This window comes from Actinacidiphila paucisporea, from assembly GCF_900142575.1.
Lineage (GTDB): Bacteria > Actinomycetota > Actinomycetes > Streptomycetales > Streptomycetaceae > Actinacidiphila > Actinacidiphila paucisporea.
The window spans coordinates 47963-70861 of record NZ_FRBI01000008.1; the positions used below are offsets into that span (position 1 = coordinate 47963).

A 22899-nucleotide genomic window follows, 5' to 3' on the forward strand; every position below is an offset into this window, starting at 1 on the left:
CCTTCGCGGGACCCGCCGCGGCGTACGGCATCACGACGGCTCCGGTCGCCCGCCGGCGTCGAGCATCAGGCGGGTGAGCGCGACGCGGTTGGTCAGGCCCAGCTTGCGGTAGATGCGGTTGAGGTGGGTGTCGACGGTCCGCTGGCTCAGGAAGAGGGCGCCGGCGATCTCCTTGCTGGTCATGCCGGTGCTGGTGAGGCCGGCTATCTGCCGTTCCCGGGAGGAGAGCGCGGCCAGGGGGCCGGTTGAGCCGCCGCGGCCGGCTGGTCCGGCGAGCCGGCGGCGCTCGTCGGCGACCTCCTCGGCCAGCCGTGCCGAGCCGCACTGGCCGGCCAGTGCCGCGGCGCGGCCCAGCCACCCGTCCACCTGCTGTCCGCGTCCCGCGTCCAGGGACAGGGACGCGACCGCCAGCAGGGTGCGGCACACCTCGATGCGCTTCCCGCCCGCGGAGAAACCCTCCACGGCCTGCTCGGCGGCCTCCACCGCCTCGTCGGCCTCGCCGCGCAGGGCGTGGACCCGCATCCGGGCGCGCAGCGAGAAGCCCCGGCGGCCCGCGGTGGAAAGCTGCGCGACGGACTCCTCACCCAGCCGCGCCCACCGCTCCGCCGCCGCCAGGTCACCTCCGAGCGCCGCCGCCTCGGCCAGCACGTCGCACCACCGCGGCCTGCGCAGGGCCGTGAGCAGCGGCAGCCCGGTCCCGCCCGCGGCTTCCAGCAGCAGCCATCCGCCGCGCTCCGGGTCGCCGGCGAGCAGCACGATCTCGGCGTGCAGGCAGCGGACCACCACGGCCCAGGCCGTCGGCGCGGAGCCGGCGATCCCGGCTGCCTGCCCGGCCAGCAGGAGCGCGTCCCGGCCATCGCCCTGCGCGCCCCGCCACAGCAGCGCCTTGGCGCGCAGCGACAGGGCGATGGCCCGCGTGGCGGGACTGCCGCCGGGCCGGGCGAGGACCTCGTCGAGCGTCGCGAGCGCCCCGGGGACGTCTCCCGAACGGAGCTGGACCTCTCCCAGGGCCTTGAGGATCGCGGGCAGCACGTGGTGCTGCCCGGACCGCCGGGACAGCGCCGCGCCGCGTGCGAGGTGGCGTTCGGCCTCCGGCAGCTGCCCCAGCAGGGACTCGGTGAGGCCCAGTTGGTAGACGGACTGCAGATTGGCCAGCAGCGAGGTGTCACCGGCCGCGTCGACGAGTTCGGCGGCCCTGGCGGCCGCGGCCTGCGCACCGGCCCGGTCGCACAGGTGCAGGCGCGCGAGCGACGCCTGCGCGAGGGCGTTCGCCTCACCGGCGCGGTCCCCGTAGCCGCGGGCGGTCGCCGCGGCGATGCCGGCGTGCCGCTCGGCCGTCGCGTACTGGCGCTGGTCGAGGGCGGCGTCCGCCAGCTCGGTGTGCAGGGCGGCAGCCGCCGCGGTGTCGTGGTCGGACAGCGACGCCAGGCCGGACCGCGCGATGGCGGCGGCCTCCGCATAGTGGCCGAGCCGCTGCGCGGCCCGGCTGGTGTCGGCGATCACCCGGGTCCGGAAGGGGCTGCCGGGCAGATCGGCTCCCAACGTGTCGAGCAGCGCCCGGCTGTTGGCGGCGTCACCGGTCAACAGGCGGGCCTGTGCCAGCAGGACACGGGCTTCGTGCCAGAAACTCCCGCTCTGCGGGATCAGCGAGACGGCTGTTTCCAGGTAGCCGGCCGCGATGTGCGGGGCGGAGTGCAGGCAGTCGCGCGCCATGTCGACCAGGGTCGCGACGTGGTCGGGCCGGCTCGGGTCGGCGGCCTGTGCGACGTGCGGCGCGCGCCGGGCGATCGGGGCGCCGCGCCGGGCCAGCGCGGCCTCGGCGCGGCGGTGGAGGGCGAGCCGCCGTCCCGGATCGAGCCGTCCGTGGACGACCGCGCCCAGCACCGGGTGACGCAGCGCGAGTTGCGGCCCGGGGCCGACCGGCCTGAGGAGATCCGCGCGGGTGAGCGTGTCGAGTGCTCCCATCGCGTCGGCGACATCGAGGCCGGCGACTTCGACCAGCAGTTCCGGGTGGAAGGGCTCGCCCAGCGCGGCAGCCGCCTGGGCGACGGTAAGGGCGTCGCGGTCAAGGCCGGCGAATTCGCCGAGGATGGCCGTCGCGGCCTCGGTGACCGCCTCGCCGTCGCCCGCGATCGCTTTGAGGTACAGCGGATTCCCCTCGCCTGAACGGTGGATGTCGTCCAGGTCGGGTCGATCGCCCAGCAGGGCGCGGGTCTGCTCCAGGGACAGCGGGCCGAGCCGCCACAGGTCGAGCCGGCCCGAACTCAGGGCTCGGGAGAGGACTTCGGCCATTTCGAAGGAGAGCTGGCGCTCCCGATAGGCCATGACCAGGAGCAGCGGGCTCGCGGAAGCCGCGTGGATCAGCTGTACGACGCCGGGGATGCTGTCCGCCGGCAGCCGGTGGAGGTCGTCCAGCACGGCCGCCGCCGCGGCGGGAGGTGCTGCGGGCCCGGCGGATTCCTCCTGCCGGGCGCCGGGACCGCACTCCAGGAGGGTGGTGAACGGCTTGAGGGGTTCCGCGGCATCGGCATGCGTGGAAAGGACCGGTAAGCCGGCATCGCAGGCCAGGGCGGCCAGCGCGGACATGAGCGCGCTCTTGCCGACACCGGGTTCGCCGACGAGCGCGACCGCCCGCCCCCGGGCGCCGATCAGGCTTTTCAGCGCCGAACGCAAGGCGTCGACCTCGCTGTCCCTGCCGACCAGTACGCGGTGGCCGAGCGCGGTGCCGGTCTCCGGCGCGGAGGCATCCACGGCGCCCCCGCTGCTCGCGGACGCCTCGGCCGACCCGCCGCTCACACACATCCCCCAAGGCAAACGTGGCCCGGTCCCGCGATTCGATCATCCTAGGCGGGCCCGACTTTCCGGCGCAATGAAGAAGCCGCCGGTGGGGAGTTGGGCAACGGGCCGGTCTCCCGGGGCGGTTGCGTACGTGGTTTGCGTATTTCTACCGATGTCGGGGAAAGCCGCGGGCCGGAAGGTGGTCGTGCGGTGGCACCTCACGTCGCGTGCCGTATCCCACCACCAGCGGATTGGACAGCCATGCGCCAGACGACGGACGACCACGAGAACAGCACCACCAAGGAGGCGTTGGACTTCGGAGACCTCGACTTCAGCGACCTCGACCTCAGCACCCTGTCGGTGATCAGCATGGACGGTCCGGCGGCGAAGACCGACTTCGGCGCCGCGGACTCCTGGCCCCCGTCGTGCTGCTGTTACCCCAACTGACCGCACTGCACGGGCGGGCGGGTGCCCACGGCAACCGCCCGCCCTCCGCCGCCCGCGCAGGCGCTACGGGAATTCCCCCGGGTCGGTGAGGTCGTAGCAGAAGTCCAGGGCGCGGGGGCGGCCGATGAGCAGCATGTAGACGATGTCCTCCCCGGGGTCGGCCCGCATCGCCGCCTCCGCGGCCGGCTCGTCGAAGCTGCGCACCGGCCGGCAGAAGAGGCCCGACACGGCGGCCGCGGAGCAGACGTGCTGGGCGGCCGCCCCCGCCGCCAGCAGCATGTCCCGGTAGGCGTCAGGGCCCTGCTCGCGGACCGCGCCCTCGACGTCGCCGCTGATCGCCCAGACCACGTTCATGCCCGGCACGTCCACGGCTGCCCGGCCGAACCCGAACGCCGGTCCGATCCACTCCGTCGCGCGCCCCGGCCTGATCAGGTCCGGGCCCCCTTCGCCCAGCTCGTAGAGACCGTCCCGGACGCCGACGATCCCGCGGACGGCGAGCCGGTGACGCAGCCGGACCGCGCCGCGCCGGCCGGCGAGCGAGCCCGCGGGCGGGCGGCTGTCCCGGACCACCCGGCCCAGGGTCCCGGCGGGCAGCGGCCGGGGGTCCGCGGACAGGCCCCGCGGGGCCAGCGCTCCGCTCCGCTCCGCGACGGCCTGCCGCCAGGGCCGGTCCGCCACCTCGCCCTCTTCGAACGTCACTTCCGCCACGACGCCGGACCGCCCGCCGCCACCCCGGGACGAGGCGTGGCCGACGAGCCCCGCGGTGCGGCCCGCCTCGATGAGGCAGGAGGTGACGTGGCCGGCCTCCAGCAGGGCGAGCGCGTCGCGCAGGGTGCCGTACCCGTCGGGCAGCCGGTGCGGGGCGACGGTCAGTTCGACGGTGGCGGAGCCGACCGCGGCGGGGTCGGGCAGCGGCCGTTCGCCTTCGAGGACGAGCCTGACCGGATCGACGGGCCAGCGCTCGCCGCCGAGCCGCAGCGCCGCGTCGGTCGGGTACACGCAGCGCGGTGACGGGTAGCCCCGGTGGTCGTTGTGCGGATTCCAGGGCTCCCACCGGCGGGGGGCCAGCGCCACGGACAGCGTGCCGGCCAGGGCCGCGCCGAAGGACGGGTCGTCGGCCAGGTGGCTCAGCGGTACGGAGCGGGTCGGCCGCGGCCTGCCGACCCGGACGGCTCCGCCCACGGGCCCGAGCGATTTGCCCGGGCCGTGCGCGTGGGCGGCGGCGAGCGCGGTGCGGACGGGGTCGGTCATGGACGGTGCCCGTTCACGGGAAGGGGTGGGGGTCGAGCGGCAGGTCCCGGTAGCGGGGACGGGCCGGCAGGCGGCCGAGCCGCCACGGCACGTCCAGCAGCCGGGGCAGGCCGCGCGTACGGCGGTGCACATGACCGAAGGTCATCGGCAGCGCGCCGGGGACGAGGACCTTGGCCGCGTGCAGGCCCAGGGTGTCGCGAACGACCGGGTCGCTCTGGTCGACGAAGACGACGTCCATACCGGCCCGTACCACACGCGCGGCTGTCTCGGCGAGCAGGGCCCCGAGGTCCCGGACGGGCCGCGGACTTCCTGGCCAGACCCGCTGCCAGGGGCGCGGCGGCCCGGTGCCCGCCAGCAGGAAGTCGAAGCGTGACCGGGCCTCGGGCAGCGTGTACAGGGCCGTGTGGTCCTCCATGGAGACCACCCGCCGCGGTTCGTCCAGCATCCGCAGCAGCCGGTCCCGGTCGAGCTTCTCCGGCGACGTGAGCGCCGTCTGCGTGACCGCTCCCACGCTGACGACGGCCTCCACGACGGCGGACCGGATCGCCTCCCGCGGATCGGGATGGGCTCCGGCCGCGAAGAACGCCTGCGGGGCGGCGGACGCGGCGTCCTGGCAGAGCACGAGGGACACCACCGCCGGCACACCGAAGTCGTTGGTGGAGTCGAAGAGCCGCAGGTCGTAGCCGAGGGCGTCCAGGAGGTCGGCGCAGTGGCCCACCAGCGGGTCGTCGTCAGGCGGCGCGACCGGGGCCAGCGGGGTGCGCGCGTACCAGGCCATGAGGAAGGCGTCCCGCTCGGCCACCTCGAACAGGCCGTGGAGTACGGCCTCCTCCAGGCTGTTGCCGAGACCGCAGCCGCTGGAGGTCTCCCGGACGAAAGGGGACACCCCGGCGCCGGCCCCCCGTCGGGGCAGGCCCCAGTAGGCCATCTGCTCGGGCACCGCGACCGCCCGGTCCTCGCCCGTCGACCAGCCGTACACCCAGTCCGTCACCGTGTCGGGTGTGTAGCGGGCGATACGGGCCTCCGGCAGGTCCGCCGCATGCGGTTCGTACAGCCCGAACCTGGCGGGGTCGACCGCGCGCCGCGGGCCGATCTCCGCGAAACTGCCGCGCAGCGCGGTGCGTTTGCCGCGCGGGGCGGTGCCCGCCATCCGCTCCACGGCCTCGAACAGCGCGACGCGTTCGGCTTCGGCGAAGGTCAGCGCGCGGCCGTAGCCGGCGTCACGCTCCTCCCGGTCGCCGACCACCGCGGCCCCGGCGAAGGCCAGCGGATACGTCTCCCGGCGGGACACGCTCGCGACGGGGCCCAGCCGCCAGTCGTACAGCGCCGCCCTCAACCCCGCCCGCGTGGTGGCCGGATTGTCCTGGCGCAGCCGGCGGGGATCGGGCAGCGGCCGCGCCGCCGGGACGAACCGGGCGAGCTCCGGCGTGTCCTCGGGCAGCGGCCCGCAGATCGGGCAGCCGCCGCGGCGCGGCCTGGCCCGGTGCGTCGAGCAGGTCCCGTCGTCCGTGCGGACCGCCCACATCGTGCCCGACCAGCGCGCCGTGTCGGCGAGGGCGTCCGCGGCGAGGGCGGCGAGCAGCGGCACCGCGGTCGGAGCGGGTACGCCGCCCAGCACCAGGTCACCCTGGTCCCGGGGAGTACGGCCGCCGGCGGTCGCCAGCCGCTCCGCCTCGGCGCAGCCCAGGCAGGCGGGCGCGCCGCGGTGCAGCAGCGGTCCCACCAGCGCCGTGGAACCGTCGACCCGGACCGGGAGCAGCGTGCTCCCGCCGCGCCAGGCATGAGCCGAGAGGGCCACGGCCTGATCGGGGGTCCACCGGTCGAGTGCCACCACCGCGGGCTGTCCGGTGGAGGCCAGTGCCGCGTCCAGGGCCAGCACCGGCCAGGGCAGTCCCGCGTCCGCCATCGCCGCGGCGAGCAGACCGCCCCCCTGCTCGGCCTCCCGCACGGCGCCGGTCACGGGGAGACGTCCAGGGCGGCGAAACCGGCGACGGCCAGGGCCCGGCGCAGGCCGTACTCCGGCGCCACCCGCCTTGCCGACCCGGCGCGGGCGCCGAGCAGCTCGCGCAGCCCTTCCTGCAAGGCGTCCTCGCGTTCCGACGCGCCCGCGGGCCGTATCCAGGCATCGGCCCGCGGCGCCGCGGTGCCCGGCGCGTCCGCCGCCCGCACCGGAAGGGCGCCGCAGGGCGCGTGGACCGGTGCGGACGGATCACCGCCGGCGGCTCGCCACTGCAGGGCCCCCGCGGCCGCCAGCGCGCAGAAGGCCGCCGCGTCCGCCGCGGTGCTCTCCACCGCCCAGCCCAGGAGCGCCGTCCCGCTGCGCAGTTCGGCGTGGAAGACGCCGGGTGCCAGCCCGTGCACCGCAAGGTCCGCGGGGGCGCCGAAGCGCAGCGTCACCGCCTTGAACCAGCGGCGGGCGCCGGGGGACAGCGCCCACTCCTGGGCGGCCGCGGCGTCCGGGCGGGGCACCCCCGCGTGGACCAGCCGGCGCAGCCGCACGCCCTCGGCGTGCCTGGCGTCCGCGCCGACCACCGCGGGGATGCCGCCGTCCGCCAGGATCAGGCGTTCCGCGGCGCCGACGGCGCAGCACAGCCGGGCCATGGCGGTGTCGACGCCGACGCCGCAGACGACGGTGCCGCCGGCATCGCACCGGGCCAGGCCGGCCGGCAGCTGCGGGAGGTCGTCGACCGCGACGGCGGGCAGCACGCCGGTCTCGGGGTCGCTCAGGGCCTCGACCAGGCCCGGCAGGGCGTCCGCGTCGGCCGGTCCGCCGCCCGCCGGGTCGTGCTCCGCCGTGTCCCACCACGGGTGGTAGCCGGCGCCCAGCGGGTCGAGGCGCGCGATGAGCGCGGTGGGGCGGCCGAGCACGGGCGACGCGGCCGGCGACGCGGCGAGGGTGTCCTCGCCGGGGTCGGGGAGCCCGGCGAGTGCGCACACCAGGCGATGCGCCGCGGCGCCGCCGACCAGCGCGGCGAGCACGGCCGCGGAGGGCGGACCGGCCGGCAGCCCGATCCGGTCGCCGATCAACTGCGCGTCGCGGTACGCCGATACGGGCGACCCCGCCGGGGTGACGAAGCCGGCCCCGCCGCCGGCAGCGGCCGCCACCGCGACCTCGCCGGTGAAAAGCAGGCAAGGCGGCGCGGGCAGCGCGGGCGAGACGGGCGGCGCGGCAAGGGCCGGCAGGGAGGGCGGCAGGACGGGCGGGACGGACAGGGCGGGCGCGCCCGGCCTGCGGCCGGTCCTCCCGCCGCGGCCGTCCGGCCGGAGGATCCGCACCCCGGCCGCCGCCAGCGCCCGCGCGGCGGCGGCAGCGACCGGCCCCGTCCCGCCGACGCCGACCGCGGCGGACCGGATCCGCTCCCAGGCGTCCACCGGGTCCGGTGCGACAGCCGCGAGCCAGGCGGCGATCCGCGGGGGAGGGCCGGCGGGATCACCCGACTCGCCCCAGCCCCGCGGCACTTCGACCAGCATGTCGTGCGCGCGCAGCTGCTGGGTCAGCAGGGCCGTCGCGGTGCGGACCGCCGGACCGCGGGCCGCGTCCAGCAACTCCTCGTACGAGCGTCCGTCCGCCAGGGCCGCCGAGACCGCCTGCCAGAGCCGCCACAGCCCCGCGGAGCCGTCCATGGTGAAACTGGACCGCGCCCCCCGCACGTGGATGCCGTCGGGGACGGGGCTGGCGTGCACGATCGGGCGCAGGCGCAGCACCCGGGTACGGACCACCGCGGCAGGTGTCATGGCTGGCTCCGGTAGGTTTCGGCGACGAACTCGACGGCACGGGTGCCCGGCCTCGGGACGGGCAGGGCTTCGCTGACGACCACACCGCCGGGGTAGCGGGCCAGGACGCGGGACAGCCAGCGCAGGTGCAGGGCGCTGCCGAGGTCCACGTACTGGGACCTGGGCCGCGCGAGGTAGGGCAGCAGGGCGCCCGTCCCGGCGGCGTCCCCGGGGTCCGCGGCGATGAAGACGTGCTCGGGGATACCGAGCAGGGCGCGCCGGCGGGACGCGGCCGACACCGGCGGATCCCGGTCCAGTTCGGCACGCCAGGCGTGCACCATCTCCTTCGGGAGCCGCCACTGGGCACGGGAGACGATCACGTCGCGATACCGCAGCCGGGGGCGGTGGCCGACCGGGCCGAGGGCGGTCCCGAGCGGCCGGCTCGGCGCCAGCGCGCCCCCGAGGTCCACGGGACCCGACCCGAGGTCGTCCACCAGCGGCATCCAGCGGTCGGGCAGGACGGACGGCATGAGGAAGCCCAGGTAGAGCACGCTGAGCGGTCGGCCCGTGGCGGTGACGCGCAGGCGCACCTGGTCGGCCTCGGCGTCGTGGAAGAGCTGCAACTGCTCCGGCCTGAGCGTCCCTCCGGCCGCTGCCTCGGACACCTCGTCGGCCACCAGCCGGGGGTGCAGGTTGGCGTTGAAGCCGCCCACCGGGCGGACCTGCGCGACGCGCTCTCCCTCGCCGAGCGCGTCGGCTATCCGCGCCGACACCTGCCGCCCCGCGGCCGGGTCCAGCTGGTCGAGGAAGCGGCTGGTGAACCGGCCCCAGCCGCCGTAGACGTGGTTGACGCACAACCGGGTGGAGTCGCCGTCCGGGACCGGCTGGACGAACACCGCGTAGGAGGCGGGGCGCCGGCGGATCCAGGCGGGCGTCCTGCGTGCGGCCTCGTCGAGCAGTTCCTGCGGCAGGACCGCTTCCGCGCCGGGGCCCGCGGCCGGGACCAGGCGGGCCAGCTCGGCACGCAGGCGCAGCAGGCCGTCCGTCTCCCGGGTGCCGGGGCCGAGGCGCGTACCGCCGGGGGCGGCGCCGTCGCACTCCTCCCGGACGGCGACCATCTCGTCGGCGAAGTCGGCGAGCGCGTCGCACGTCCCGCCGACGCCGAAGCGGGCGACGAAGCGGTCGCGGGTCGTCCGGCGGAGCATCGTGCAGCCGTCGAAGAGCTCGAACAGCGGGCCGAGCCGGGCGATGTCGGGCAGGCAGTCCTTTCCGTGGTCCCTGCCGAGCGATGCCACCGAGGGAAGGACGACATCCTCGGTGAGCGGCGTCCGCAGGCTCACGGGTTCCGCCCCGGCCAGCGAGAAGGCCGCGGACCAGCGGGATCGGATACGGTCCAGGCGCGCGGGCCGTGCGGCCGCGGGAAGGCGCGGGTAGCTCTCGGTGTCGGATCCGATGCCCGCCAGCGTCCCGGCCAGTTCGGGGAGCCCGAGGCCGGCCAGCCAGCGGCAGGCCTCCGGGACGATGTCCCGCGCCTGAGGGTCGAAGGGCGGTACGGGCTGGAGCAGCCCCTGGTCGACGAGCGAGGTGACGAAGGCGGCCGCGGCGCCCTGCGCGCGTCGCGGCGGGCCCGCGAGCCGGTGGGCGATGGCCGCGGCCAGGTCGTGCTGCCGCACAGCGCCACGGGCGCGGCCTTCGGTGACCACCAGGCGCAGCGCCGGGGTCGAGCGCAGGGTGACCTTCTCCTCGCGGACCGCACCGCCGGGAGCCGCGACGGCCGGAGAGGCCCGGCGGTAGGACAGGTGCGGCCCCTCGGCGCACAGGCCAGGAGCGAGCCGGTAGTCCACCGCGGAGCGCGACTGCGGGCGCGTCAGGACGGCCTGGACCAGGGCGTCCAGCAGGGACCGCTGCACCCGCGCCACCGCGGCAGGACGCGGGGCCGGCGGGTCGGCGGCGCCGTCCTCCCACCGGCCCCAGCCGACGTGGCAGAACCAGGACAGCGGGCTCGTCCTGGTGACGGCACGCATCGCGTACCGCAGCACCGCGGCCTCGGACTTGCGGCCCTGCTTGTCGGGCTCGGCGCCCTGGGCGGCCGCGCGCCGCACCGCACGCAACAGGTCCGCACTGGTCAGCGCGACAGCGCGCTGCACGTCCTCGCTGCGGCACAGGCCGGCCAGCGCGCCGCGGTCGGCGCGCAGCGCCGAGGGGCCGAGCAGGGCGAGCCGGGCGGCCGTCCGGTCGATCTCGTCACGTGCGGACAACCACGTGTCCAGGACGGGCATCCCGAGGTCCAGACCGGCGAGCGCGGTCCGCAGGCCGCTCCGCGGCGACCGCCGGTTGTGGACGTCCCGCCGCAGCGGCACCAGCACCCGGGCGCGCACGTCGGCCGCCGCCGTACGCGCCCGGTCGTACAGGCCGTCGCAGAGGACGTCCGCGACCTGCTCGCACAGCAGCGTCAGCTCGACCAGCCGCCCGGCGCACTCGCGGAAGGCGCGGGCGTCGGGGGAGGGCTCAGGGGCTGCGAGTGCCACGGTTCTGACCAGCGCGTACGGTGCCACCGTCACCGCTGCTGGAACGCGGGCGGACACGTCCGCCACCCCGCCTGTCGCGCCGGCCACCCCGCCTCCTCCCGTGCGTCGCACAGGCGATGATCACAGGCGGACCGGCCCGGCCGCGTCAGTAGAAATGCCTCACCCTCATACGTACCGCGGTGTGTGGACCGGCGACGGCGGCGTGCACCCGGCCCGGCGCCCTCAGGGCAGGGCCGTCCCGTCGGGGCCGAGCGCGTACAGCCCGGGGACGTTGACCACGACGGCCTCCTGGGTGCTGCGGGCGATGACGACGACGGCCTCGGCGTCGGGGTCCGGGTTCTCCTCGCGGTGGGGTACGAACGGCGGGACGAAGACGTAGTCGCCGGGGGAGGTGCGCAGCCGCACCTCCTCGGGGGTGTCGCCCGAGCCGTCCAGGAAGACGAACTCCGGGTGCCCGCTCACCACGTAGATGGCGGTCTCGGACTCGCCGTGGTGGTGGTCGGAGGAGGACGTCGCGGCGGCCACGTGGGTCTGGCCCATCCACAGCTTCTCCGACCCGGCCGTCCGGCCGCTGACGGCGGCGAACCTGCGCATGCCGCCGGTCTGCGCCGTGTCGCCGTCCAGGGCGTCGGCCCGGATGTGGTACAGCCGGGACCGCAGCGGGGTCGGGGGAGGGCTCGGGGTGTCGTGGAGGTGGGGGTGGAAGCCCTCCCCGGCGGTCGTGCGCGGCTCGCTCATGGGCGGGACGCTAGGGCGAGGCCTGACAGGGTGTCAAGATCACCTCAGAGCAGGCGCGCGGTCATCAGCGCGACGTCGTCCTTGCCGTCCGGGGGGAAGCTGGCGAGCAGCAGTTCGCAGACGCCCTCGGGGTCCTGCGCGGCGCCGGTGAGGAGGTCCGCCATCCGCTGCAGCGCCTGGTCCAGGTCGCCGCCGCGCCGCTCCACCAGGCCGTCGGTGACCATGACCAGCTGGGTGCCGGGGCCGACGGGGAGGCGGACCGCCGGCGGGTGGGAAAGGCCGAGACCGAGCATGGGGCCGTGCTCGGGTACGAAGTACGCCTTCGCGTCGCGGTCGCGTACCGCCAGCGGCAGGTGCCCGGCGTTGGCCACCTGGACGGCCCGCCCGGAGTTCTCCACGAGGGCCACGCAGAGCGTCGCGCCCACCGGTGAGTCGACGTGCCGCAGCAGCCGCTCCAGGTGCGAGAGGATGACGTCGGGGCCGTGCCCCTCGAGGGCGTAGGCGCGCAGCGCGTGCCGGATCTCGCCCATCACGACGGCCGCGTCGAGCGAGTGGCCGGCGACGTCCCCCACCGCGAGCAGCAGCCCGTCGGGGACCGTCAGCGCCTCGTAGAAGTCACCGCCGATCTCCGCGGTCTGGCTGGCCGGCAGGTAGCGCACCGCCAGGTCGGCGAGCGGCGTGGCGGGTAGCGAGGCGGGCAGGAAGGTGCGCTGCAGTGTCAGGGCCAGGGTGTGCTCCTCCCGGTAGGAGCGCAGCGCCTCCAGCGACAGGGCGCAGGCGTGCGCCAGCTGGGTCAGCACCTCGTAGTCGTCGTCGCCGAGCGCGTCCTGCGGCAGGACGACACCCGCCGCCGACCCGGTGCCCTTGACCCGCGCCGAGGCGACGGCGAGCGCCCGGGTGCTGCCGGTCAGCGGGTCCCGGCCGGCCAGCCCGCCGGCCGGCACGACCTCCATCCGCACACCGGCGTCGTCGCGGGACTGCAGCCGCAGCACCGCGCGGGCGAACCTCTCCGGCGGTTCCGCCACGGCCGCCGCCGTACCGCCCTGCGTGCCGATCACCTGGACCAGGCCGTCCTCGGCGGTGCGGAGCACCACGAGCGCGTCGTGGCCGAACATCCTCCGCGCGCCGTCGGCGGTCCTGGCGGCCAGGTCGGCGACGTTCTCGGCGGAGTAGAAGTCGAGCGTGGCGCGGTTGAGTTCCCGCAGCCGGGTCGCGAGCGTCTCGGCCCGCTGCCTGGCCCGCGCGTAGCGCAGCACGGCGGCCACGGTGGCCAGCAGCTCGTTGGGGGCTACGGGCTCGGTGAGATAGGCGTCCGCGCCCTGGTTGAGCCCCTGCGCCCGGTCGGTGACGCTGATCGCCGAGGCCGACACGTGGATGATCGGCAGCCGCGCGGTCCTGGGGTCGGCCTTGACCATCTCGCAGACCTCGAAGCCGGTCATGTCGGGCAGCCGGATGTCGATGACCGCCAGCTCCGGCAGGTCCGCCGACCGGTGCAGCAGCTCGATGGCGCTGCCGCCGTCCTCGGCCTCCACCACCTCGTGGCCCGCCCGGCGCAGGTAGGTACCCAGCACGTAGCGGTTGGTGGGGTTGTCGTCCACCAGCAGCACCTTCGCGCCGGACGGGTCCACGCTCATCCCTCCTCCGTCCCGCCGCGGGCGGCGCGGCCGCCCAGCACCGGCGCCAGGACGTCGGCCAGCCGCGCCGCGGACAGGTGGGTCTTGCCGAGCACGGCCTGCGCGTGCCCCAGCCGGGAGTTCTCCAGGCCGGACCGGTCGTTGGCGGTCAGGACGATCACCGGCACCTGGTTCAGCGCGGGGTCCGCCGCCAGTCGGGCCAGCAGCTGGTAGCCGTCGGGCGGCGGCATGCTCAGGTCGAGCAGGACCGCGTCGGGCCGCCGGCGCCGTATCTCCACGACGGCCTGGGAGCTGTCGCCGACCTCGACGACCTCCCGGGCCAGCTCGGCGAGGACCGGCCGGAGCGTCGCGCGGAAGACCGGGTCGTCGTCGACGATGACGAGCCGGTCCAGCCGGACGGGAAGCTCCGCGGGCCCCCCGGCAGGCGTCGCGGGATGCGGCCCCGCCGGGATCTCGATCACCACCCGGGTCCCCACACCGGGGGTGCTGTCCAGCATCATCCGGCCGCCGAGGAGTTCGGTGAGCCGGCGGGCGTACGGCAGGCCGAGCCCGGTGCCCGAGTGCGTCCGCTGGTGCGGGCCGCGGACCTGGTAGAACTCCTCGAACACCCGTGCCTGCTCCTCGACCGGAATGCCGATGCCGGTGTCGGTGACGGTCAGGACACACCACGGCCGGCCGCCCTGCTCGGTCCGCTCCACCCGCAGGACGACCTCGCCGTTCTCGGTGAACTTCAGGCTGTTGGACAGCACGTTGCGCAGTATCCGGGTGAGCATCACCTCGTCGGTGACGACCGGCTGCTGGGGGGCGTCGTCGGGGAAGACCAGGGACGCCCCGGGCCTGGCGGTGCCGCTGAGCGTGCCGCGCATCTGGTGGAGCAGCATCCGCAGGTCGACGGGTACCAGTTCGGGTTCCAGCCGTCCCGACTCGGCCTTGGCCACGTCGAGCAGCTCCTCCACCAGCGCCAGCATCGTGCTGCCCGCCGAGGCGATCATCTGGACCTGCTGGACCTGCTCGTCGTTGAGCGGGTCGGCGCCCGGTGCGAGCAGCAGCCTGGTCAGTCCGAGGACACCGTTGACCGGGGAGCGCAGCTCATGGCTCACGTTGGCCCAGAAGCGGGTCTTCGCCTCGTTGAGCAGGCTGAGCTCCCGGGTCTTCTCCTCCAGCTCGGCGTACAGCGCCACCACCCCGCTGTTGGTGGCCTCCAGCTCGCTGGACAGCTCCGCGTACAGCGCCATGACGCCCTGGTTGGTCTCCTCCAGCTCCTGGTTGAGACGTTGCAGCTCCTCCTGGTGGGCGCGGGCCTGCTGCAGTGCGGCCAGCAGATCGTGGTTCTGGCTCCGCAACTCCTCGCCCACACTTACGCCGCCCAGTCCCATCAGCTCCTCGCGTAGCCCAGCAGCCCGCTCGTCGAGGGACTGATACGTCTCCGCGATCGGCTGCCCCAGAACGACGCGGGGAAACGGGTGCTCCTCCAGCTCGCAGGTGTGGAGCAGCCGCCGGGCCGCCTCCAGCGCCCGTCGCGGTGGGCGCAGGAGGCCCGACCAGCCGAACACGACGGTGATCTGCGGGCGCTCGCCGCCGACCAGCGCGAGCCGGCCCGTCAGCCCGCGGGCGCCCAGCAGGCTCCGGCCCACCTCGCCCACCACCGTCGCCAGCCGTACGGTCTCGGGTTCCGGCACGCCCAGCCGGCGGCAGGCCTCCTGGACGTCCCTGCGCATGGCCAGCATCTTCCGGTCGCCCGTGACGGCCAGTGAGAACAGGACCAGCGGGTCGTCCTCCGAGGCCGCCGGGGCGGCGGTCACCTGGGCGCCTTGACCACGACGACGCCCGCGTCGTCGCGCCGGGTGCCGGCCTGCCACAGCAGCTGGGCCGCGATGACCGCCGGGGTCTGCCCCGTCAGCCCGGGGAACTGCGCAGGCTGCCAGCGGCTGTTGAGCCCGTCGGAGTGCAGCACCAGGGCGTCCCCGGGGGGCAGGGCGGCGCTGAAGGTCTGCGGGCGGCCGATGTTGTGGCCGACGATGCCCGGCGTGGACGTCAGCGCCTGCCGGGACTGCGCGCCGAGGACGAAGGCGGCGATGTTCCCCACCCCGCAGAGCGACACCCGGCGGGCCGGCGGATCGACCCGGGCCACCGCGACGGCGGCGCCGCGGGTGCCCTTGAGACCGGCGTGGATGTCGGCGAGGATCGCGGCCGGCTCCGTCGCCCTGCTGGTGCGGAACGCCGTTCGCGCCTCGTCGGCCGCCCGCGCCGCCAGCGGGCCGTGGCCCAGCCCGTCGCACATCATCACCAGCAGGTGCGCGGCGCCCTCGGCGACCGGCTCCTCCCGTACGGCCCAGGTGTCGCCGCACTGCGTCTCGCCGCTGATCGGCCGGGTGAGGCCGCTGAGCTGCGCGGCCGAGCCGGGCTCCGCCATGCCGGCCGGCTGGGCGGTGAAGCGGGCGTAGAGGCAGGTCCCGCGGCCGGGCAGGGTGTGGAGGGCGAAGAAGTCCGCGACCCGGCGGATGGCGCCGAGCCCGCCGCCCGGCGTCCCGGCGGCGGAGGAGCCGTCGCGCAGGACCGCGCCGACGTCGGGGATGCCGGGCCCGCTGTCCAGTGCCAGCAGCTCGACGGCGGACTGGTCGCCGAAGGCGGCGATCCGCAGGGCCAGCGCCCCGTCGTCGGCGTGCCGCAGGAGGTTGGCGGCCGCCTCGGTGACCGCGAGCGCGAGGTCGGCGGCCCGGCTGTCGGCGAGCCCCAGCCGGCGGGCCAGGGCGGCGGCCTCGCGCCGCCCGGCGGAGGCCAGCCCCTCATCGGCCCGCAGCCACAGCACCTCGCCCGCCTCGGCGGGCGAAGCCGCGCTCACCGTGCCCACTTCACGACCACGACATGCGTGCCCTTGCCCGGTTCCGAGACGAGTTCGAACTCGTCGGCCAGCCGGCGCGCCCCGCTCAGCCCCAGCCCCATACCCCGGCCCGACGACCAGCCGTCGGTCAGGGCCAGGTCCAGATCCGGTATGCCGGGCCCCTCGTCGCGGAAGGCCACCCTCACCCCGGTCTTCCCGCCCCGGCTGACGATGCTCATCCGCATGTGCCCGCCGCCGCCGTAGGTCAGGGTGTTGCGCGCCAGCTCGCTGGCCGCGGTGACCAGCTTCGTCTGGTCGACGAGCGAGAGCCGGGCCTGCTGCGCCAGCGCGCGGACCATCTGCCGGGCCTTGACCACGTCGGCGTTGGCGACGATGGGCGCTTCTTCTGCCGCCGATTCCTCGACCGGCCCCACGCCGGAGGTCACCGGCCGACCGGACCCTGGTCCCTGGTCCGGCGCAACGCGCCGATCCCCTGCTCCAGGTTGAGCGCGGTGCGCACACCGCCGAGCGACAGCCCCAGTTCCACCAGCGTCATCGCCACCGCGGGCCGCATGCCCACCACCACGGTCTCCGCGCCCAGGACCCGGGAGATGGCCGCGATGGTGGCCAGCATCCGGCCCACGAAGGAGTCCACGATCTCCAGCGCCGAGATGTCGATCACCACGCCGTGGGCCCCGGTGTCGACGATCCGCTGCGACAGGTCCTCCTGGAGGTCCATGACCATCTGGTCCTCCAGGTCGACCTGGATGGAGACCAGCAGCACGTCCCCGATCTTGAGGATCGGTACCCGGTCCGTCACGCCGTCCCGCCGATCCCGGCCGCGGCACCGTTCTGCTCGATCCGGTGCAGCGCGTGCCGCAGCGCGTCGGCGAGGGTCGCCTTGGTGGTGATGTCGCCGAACTCGATGCCCAGCGCCACTATGGTCTGGGCGATCTGCGGCCGGATGCCGGAGATCGTGCACTCCGCGCCCATCATCCGGGCGGCCACCACGGTCTTGAGCAGGTGCTGGGCGACCTGGGTGTCCACCGACGGGACGCCGGTGATGTCCACGATCGCGTGCGTGGCGTTCTGGTCGAGGAGCGACTGCAGCAGCTTCTCCATCACCACCTGGGTGCGGGCCGAGTCCAGCGTCCCGACCAGCGGTACGCCCACGATGCCGTCCCACAGTTTGACGACCGGGGTCGAGAGTTCGAGCAGCTGCTCGGCCTGCGCCGAGATGATCTCCTCGCGGGCCTTGGCGTGCACTTCGACGGTGTAGAGCCCGAGGTCGTCAAGCACCCGGCAGAAGCGCGCGTACGTGGCGAGGTCGCCCGCTTCGACGAGCGCCGACTGCAGCACTTCCTTGAGCGCGAAGAGGCTGGACGCCGTCTCGGTGGGGCTGAAGCCCTGACGGGCCCGGTTGCGCGACAGCTCGGTCAGCAGGCTGCGCACCTCCCCGAACGCCTCGCCCTTGGTAGCCGTGTCGCCCTGTCGCAGTGCCACGAGAAGCGCGCGGTACAGCTCCGTGAGGTCCTGCTGGACCTCCGCGGGAGTGAGTCGCCCGGCCAGCGACGACGTGACGGTGCGTATCCACCGGGCCACGAAATCGTCCTGTCCATCGGCCAGCAGGCTCAGCAGCCGGTCCGAATCGTCCTGCGCCATCGTGCACTCCTCTTCGTCCTGCCAAGGGTCCGAAGGGAGACTACGGCATGACGTCGAGGCGCCCCCGGGGGCGTGACGTCGGGTGGCACAACCCCCTGCGGGGAGACCGAACGGTCGTCTCCCTCGCAGGTCGGAGGGTCACCGAATGCCTGCGGCCGGTGGTTCGGATCTCCGCCGGACGCTGTCGCGGTCGCTCCGACGGTCAGGGTGGCGTCAAGTCAGGGCGCCGACGGTCAGAGCGAGCCGACGGCCAGATCGACCGTGGGGTAGGAGGAGAAGATCGCGTGCAGCCCGGCGATCCCGAAGACCCGCCGCAGGTTGTCGCTCAGCCCGGCGAGCACGAGCGGCGAGCCGGCCTTCCTGGCCTGCTGCGAGGCGGTGACCAGCTCGGTGATACCCGCGGAGTCGCAGTAGAGGACACCTGTGAGATCGATCACCACGCCCACCGCTGTGAACTGCGTGTCGGCGATGACGTCGTGGAGGTCGGCCACCGTGGCGAAGTCGAGTTCGCCGCTGAGGGTGATCAATGTGGGGCCCGCGGGGTGGCGTTCCGCGGTGACGGTCAGGACGGGGTCCGGATCCGGATCGCTCACGATTCCTCCTTCTGGGCGACTGCTGTCCGTGGCCGTGCCTCTCACTCGTCTCGTGGGTCCGCTGTTTGCCTGTCGATCAGCGGGCAGATACATCCTACGGCGCGTGCCGGGGCCCCGGGCTCGCAACGGTGCGCGGCCGGGGCCCGGCCGCCAGGGAGGTCAGGACGGGTGGGCTTCGAGGTCGGCGACAGGAGGAAGGTCGAGCGTGGCGGGTCGGGACGACGAGGAAGGGCGGCGGCCGGACGCCGCGGGCGGCGGGGTGTTCGCGGGGGACGACGAGATCCACCGGGACCTCGCCGCGGTCGACTGGACGTCGACACCTCTGGGGCCGCCGCAGGACTGGGCGCAGAGCCTGCGCACCGCGGTCAGCATCCTGCTGTCCTCGCGCTTCCCGATGTGGATGGCGTGGGGTCCGGAGCTGACCTTCTTCTGCAACGCGGCCTACCGTCGCGGCACCCTCGGCCGGAAGTACCCCTGGGCCCTGGGCCGCCCGGCGAGCGAGGTGTGGGCGGAGATCTGGGACGACATCGGGTCCCGTATCAGCAGCGTCCTCAGCACCGGAAAGGCCACCTGGGACGAGGCGCTGCTGCTCTTCCTCGAACGGTCCGGCTACTCCGAGGAGACCTACCACACCTTCTCCTACAGCGCGTTGCGCGACGACGCCGGCACGGTGGTCGGCATGCTGTGCGTGGTCAGCGAGGACACCGACCGCGTCATAGGTGAGCGCCGCATGGCCACGCTGCGTGACCTGGGATCCGACGTCAACGTCGCGCGCACGCAGGAGCAGGTGCTGGCGTTCGCCGCCGGGCAGCTCGCGCGCAACGACCGGGACCTGCCCTTCACGCTGACGTATCTGTTCGACGAGGACGGCGGCGCCAGGCTGGCGGCCAGGACGGGCATGGCTGCGGGGCATCCCGCGGCGCCGGCCCGGCTGGCCGCCGACGACCCGGACGCGGTGTGGCCGGTCCAGGAGCCGGCCGCGTGCCGTTCCGCGGTGGTGGCTCTGGCCGGGGAGCCCTTCGCCGGGATGCCGTCGGGCCCGTGGCCGCAGCCGCCCGCGCAGGCGCTGGTGGTGCCGCTGCTGCAGCAGGGCAGCGAGCCCTACGGTTTCCTGGTCGCCGGCCTCAACCGCTACCGGCGGCCGGACGAGGCCACCCGCGGGTTCGTCGAACTGGTCGCGGCCAATCTGGCCGCGGGCATCGGGAGCGCCCGCAGCTACCGGGCGCAGCAGCAGCGGGCCGAGGAACTGGCCCAGCTGGACCGCGCGAAGACCGCCTTCTTCTCCAACGTCAGCCACGAGTTCCGCACTCCGCTGGCCCTGATCACGGGGCCGACCGAGGAGTTGCGGGCCCGGCTGGCGGGGGCGGACCCGCAGACGCGCGAGGAACTGGAGGTGATCCGCCGCAACGGGATGCGCCTGGGCAAGCTGGTCAACGCGCTGCTGGACTACTCCCGTATCGAGGCAGGCCGGATGCGGGCCGACTACGAGCAGGCCGACCTGGCCACGCTCACCGCGGAGTTCGCCAGCGTCTTCCGCTCGGCCGTCGAAGCGGCGGGGCTGTCCTTCGAGGTGGACTGCGCCCCGCTGCCGCAGCCGGTCCTCCTCGACCGCGGCATGTGGGAGCAGGTCGTGCTCAACCTGCTCAGCAACGCGCTGAAGTTCACCTTCGACGGCGGTATCCGCCTCACCGTGCGCGACGGGTCGGGAGAGGCGGTCGTCACCGTCGCCGACACGGGCATCGGGGTGCCGGAGCAGGAGATCCCGCGGCTGTTCGAACGCTTCCACCGGATAGAGAACGCCCGCGCGCGCTCCAACGAGGGCAGCGGCATCGGACTGGCGCTGGTCAAGGAGCTGGTGACGCTGCACGGCGGCACGATCGAGGCGGCCAGCAGGGAGGGGGAGGGCACCACCTTCACCATCCGGCTGGCCTACGGCTCCGGGCATCTGCCACCCGACGCGCGGGTCGGCGGCCACGGGCGTCCCGCGGTCTCGTCCGTCGCCGAGCCCTACGTGCAGGAGGCGCTGCGCTGGCTGCCCGACCCGGCGGCGTCCGCCCAGGCCGACGCGCCCGCGAACCCGCCGGGGCCGGGCGGCGGGACGAACCGCGGCGGGGCCATCGACGTGGTGGTCGCGGACGACAACGCCGACATGCGCGAATACCTCACCCGTCTGCTGCGCGGCGCCGGCCACCGGGTCCGCGCGGTCGGCGACGGCCAGGCGGCGCTGGACGCCGTACGCGCCCACCTCCCCGACCTGGTGGTCGCCGACGTGATGATGCCGCGCCTCGACGGGCTGCGGATGGTGGCGAGGCTGCGCGCCGCACCGCGCACCGTGGGGGTCCCGGTCCTGCTGCTGTCGGCGCGGGCCGGGCAGGAGGCGTCCGTCGAGGGCCTGGAGGCCGGTGCGGACGACTACCTCGTCAAGCCGTTCTCCGCCGCCGAACTGCTGGCCCGGGTCAGGGCGAACGTCGAACTCGCCCGGCTGCGCACCCGGCACGCCCGCTGGCGCCGCGCGCTGACGGACTCGATGCAGGAGGCCTTCTTCGTCTGCGACGAGGACGGCGCCGTCGTCGAGGTCAACGCCGCCTTCGCCGACGTGCTGGGCTACGGTCCCGACAACCTGCCCTACGGCCCCGGCCAGCCCTGGTGGCCGGACGCCGACGCGGACCCGGAAGGCCACCGGTTGGCCGCCGAGGGCTTCACCGGGCTGGCGCGGCGGTCCGGCAGCAGCCACATCCTGCCCCTGCGCCACCGTGACGGCCACGCGCTGTGGGTGTCGGCCAGCCTCGCCCGGGTCCAGGACCCGGAGACCGGCGGGCAGATGGTGGTGGGCACCCTCCGCGACGTGACGGCCGAGCGGTACGTCATCCGGCGCGAGACGGCGGTGGCGGCACTGAGCCTGCGGCTGTCCCAGGCCACCAGCACGGCGGAGTCCCTGGACGGCGCCCTGACGGAGATGCGCGCCCTGTGGCAGGCCCGGCGCGGGCTGGCGGTGCTCTTTCCCGAGGGCGGCCGGCCCGTGCTGACCGCGACCGGCATCGCCCCGGAGTGGGACGATCTGACCGCCGAGCACCGGGCCGCGCTCACCGCCCTTCGCGACGGCCCCTCGCTGACGCCGGCCGGCGACGGGCGCGGCGGTGTGGGAGTCGGCCTCGCGCACCCGCGGGGCCCGCTGGTGCTGTGGCTCGACCTCGGCGAGCAGCGGCCTTTCACCGACCAGGACCTCACCCTGCTGTCCCTGCTGGCCGGGCACCTGGTACAGGGCCTCGCCCGCGCCCACCAGATCGACCAGCAAAGGGAGACGGCCCTGGCCCTGCAGCGGTCCATCCTGGGCCCCGCGGAGCTACCCGAGGGCTTCGCCGTACGGTACGAGCCCGCGGCGCGCCCGCTGGAGGTCGGCGGCGACTGGTACGACACCGTCGCCCTGTCCGAGGGGCGCATCGGCATCGTGGTCGGCGACTGCGTCGGCCGCGGCCTGCAGGCCGCCGCGGTCATGGGCCAGTTGCGCAGCGCGTGCCGGGCGCTGCTGCTCCAGGACCCGCGCCCGGACCGGGTGCTCGTCGCACTCGACAACTTCGCCGCCAACATCCCCGGGGCGATGTGCACCACCGTCTTCTGCGGCGTCCTCGACCCCGGCACCGGCCGGCTGGCCTACTCCAGCGCCGGTCACCCGCCAGGGGTGCTGGTCCACACCGACGGCAGCGTCAGGCTGCTCGACCAGGGCCGCTCGACGCCCCTCGCGGTGCGCCCCGCCGACTCCCGCCCCTGGGCGCAGGCGGAGGTACCACCGCACGCGACCCTGCTGCTCTACACCGACGGCCTGGTCGAACGCCGTCGCCAGCCGTTGACCGAGGGCATCGACCAGGCCGGGGCGGCGGTGCGCGAGGGCCGGCACGTCGGCGTCGAGGACCTGGCGGCACGCGTCATGGACCGGATGGCCCCGCCCGGGGGATACGACGACGACGTCGCGCTGCTGCTCTACCGGCATCCCGCACCGCTGTCCGTGAGGTTCCCCGCGGACGCGGCACAGCTCGCCCCGGTCCGCGCGGCGCTGCGCAACTGGCTGAACCAGTGCGCCCTGCCGCCGCAGACCGTCCAGAACGTGCTGGTGGCCGCCGGCGAGGCCTGCGCCAACGCGGTGGAACACGGCCACCGCGACACGCCCGGGGACACCATCCGGCTGCGGGCGGAGGCCCGGTCGGACAGCATGAGCCTGACCGTCTCCGACACCGGGCGCTGGAAGCCGCGCCGGCCCGAGACCAACCAGCACCGCGGTCGCGGTATCGCGCTCATGCGCGCGCTCATGCAGAACGTCACCGTCACATCAGGTCCCGACGGCACCACCGTCGCGATGCACGCCAGGATCTCCCGATGACCACACCTCTCGACCTCACCTGCAGCAGCCGCCCGGACGGCACCGTCGTGCTGGCCGTCGCGGGCGAGGTGGACATGACGAACTCCGACCGGCTCGCCGCCGCCGCCGACCGGGCCCTGAGCGGGGGTCCCGGCCCGCTGGTCGTCGACCTGAGCGCGGTGGCCTACCTCGACAGCGCCGGTCTGAAGGAACTCCTCATCCGCGCCGACCGCATCGAGATCGTCGCCGCCGACATACTCGCCCCGGTGCTGACCATCTGCGGTCTCACCGAACTGACCACCGTCCACGGCCTGGAACCGCCGGGCCACCCGGACGGGGACGGATCCACGGGCCCCGCGCGGCCGCCGAGTTGACGGCG

Annotated in this window: 16 protein-coding genes; 3 read left to right on the forward strand and 13 right to left on the reverse strand. The window is 75.1% G+C overall.

Going from position 1 to position 22899, the window contains the following annotated elements; all coding sequences use genetic code 11:
* Positions 1-30: 30 nt before the first annotated feature.
* Positions 31-2796 carry a LuxR family transcriptional regulator gene (locus tag BUE44_RS14545; protein WP_073498155.1) on the reverse strand — a complete coding sequence of 922 codons (2766 nt, stop codon included), beginning with the start codon at positions 2794-2796 and terminating at the stop codon, positions 31-33.
* A 243-nt stretch (positions 2797-3039) separates the two neighbouring features.
* On the opposite strand from BUE44_RS14545, the gene BUE44_RS14550 reads away from it, so the two are divergent.
* On the forward strand, positions 3040-3225 hold the full coding sequence (locus BUE44_RS14550; protein WP_073498157.1) for a hypothetical protein: 186 nt from the start codon (positions 3040-3042) through the stop codon (positions 3223-3225).
* A 63-nt stretch (positions 3226-3288) separates the two neighbouring features.
* Here BUE44_RS14550 and BUE44_RS14555 read toward each other — a convergent pair whose 3' ends face one another.
* The 12 genes from BUE44_RS14555 to BUE44_RS37450 all read right to left on the reverse strand — a co-directional run bounded on the left by BUE44_RS14555 (position 3289) and on the right by BUE44_RS37450 (position 18166).
* On the reverse strand, positions 3289-4476 hold the full coding sequence (locus tag BUE44_RS14555) for a hypothetical protein (RefSeq protein ID WP_073498159.1): 1188 nt from the start codon (positions 4474-4476) through the stop codon (positions 3289-3291).
* Positions 4477-4489: 13 nt separating this feature from the next.
* On the reverse strand, positions 4490-6436 hold the full coding sequence (locus BUE44_RS14560) for a TOMM precursor leader peptide-binding protein (protein WP_235002158.1): 1947 nt from the start codon (positions 6434-6436) through the stop codon (positions 4490-4492).
* Complete coding sequence (locus tag BUE44_RS14565) at positions 6433-8211, reverse strand: hypothetical protein (RefSeq protein ID WP_073498162.1); 1779 nt, start codon at positions 8209-8211, stop codon at positions 6433-6435. The genes BUE44_RS14560 and BUE44_RS14565 overlap by 4 nt, the downstream gene beginning before the upstream one ends.
* A complete protein-coding gene (locus BUE44_RS14570; protein WP_073498164.1) occupies positions 8208-10805 on the reverse strand; it encodes a lantibiotic dehydratase in 2598 nt (865 codons plus the stop codon). Before BUE44_RS14570 ends, BUE44_RS14565 begins: the two co-directional genes overlap by 4 nt.
* Positions 10806-10940: 135 nt before the next feature.
* Complete coding sequence (locus BUE44_RS14575) at positions 10941-11456, reverse strand: cupin domain-containing protein (protein ID WP_073498166.1); 516 nt, start codon at positions 11454-11456, stop codon at positions 10941-10943.
* 44 nt (positions 11457-11500) lie between these two features.
* Positions 11501-13090: a fused response regulator/phosphatase gene (locus BUE44_RS14580; protein ID WP_073498168.1), complete on the reverse strand. Its 1590-nt coding sequence runs from the start codon at positions 13088-13090 to the stop codon at positions 11501-11503.
* Complete coding sequence (locus BUE44_RS14585) at positions 13087-14892, reverse strand: ATP-binding protein (RefSeq protein WP_073498170.1); 1806 nt, start codon at positions 14890-14892, stop codon at positions 13087-13089. The genes BUE44_RS14580 and BUE44_RS14585 overlap by 4 nt, the downstream gene beginning before the upstream one ends.
* A complete protein-coding gene (locus tag BUE44_RS14590; RefSeq protein ID WP_200804419.1) occupies positions 14889-15941 on the reverse strand; it encodes an ATP-binding protein in 1053 nt (350 codons plus the stop codon). Before BUE44_RS14590 ends, BUE44_RS14585 begins: the two co-directional genes overlap by 4 nt.
* Complete coding sequence (locus BUE44_RS14595) at positions 15929-16270, reverse strand: anti-sigma regulatory factor (protein WP_107415735.1); 342 nt, start codon at positions 16268-16270, stop codon at positions 15929-15931. Before BUE44_RS14595 ends, BUE44_RS14590 begins: the two co-directional genes overlap by 13 nt.
* An 83-nt stretch (positions 16271-16353) precedes the next feature.
* Positions 16354-16731 (reverse strand): STAS domain-containing protein, encoded by a 378-nt coding sequence (locus BUE44_RS14600; protein ID WP_073498174.1) that lies wholly within the window; start codon positions 16729-16731, stop codon positions 16354-16356.
* Positions 16728-17573: an STAS domain-containing protein gene (locus BUE44_RS14605; protein ID WP_073498177.1), complete on the reverse strand. Its 846-nt coding sequence runs from the start codon at positions 17571-17573 to the stop codon at positions 16728-16730. The genes BUE44_RS14600 and BUE44_RS14605 overlap by 4 nt, the downstream gene beginning before the upstream one ends.
* Positions 17574-17806: 233 nt before the next feature.
* A complete protein-coding gene (locus BUE44_RS37450) occupies positions 17807-18166 on the reverse strand; it encodes an STAS domain-containing protein (RefSeq protein WP_073498179.1) in 360 nt (119 codons plus the stop codon).
* A 205-nt stretch (positions 18167-18371) separates the two neighbouring features.
* On the opposite strand from BUE44_RS37450, the gene BUE44_RS14615 reads away from it, so the two are divergent.
* Positions 18372-22541, forward strand: coding sequence for a SpoIIE family protein phosphatase (locus BUE44_RS14615; RefSeq protein ID WP_073498181.1), 4170 nt, complete (start codon positions 18372-18374; stop codon positions 22539-22541).
* The gene (locus BUE44_RS14620) at positions 22538-22894 is read left to right on the forward strand and encodes an STAS domain-containing protein (RefSeq protein WP_073498183.1); all 357 of its coding nucleotides are present in this window, start codon (positions 22538-22540) and stop codon (positions 22892-22894) included. Before BUE44_RS14615 ends, BUE44_RS14620 begins: the two co-directional genes overlap by 4 nt.
* Positions 22895-22899: the final 5 nt, after the last annotated feature.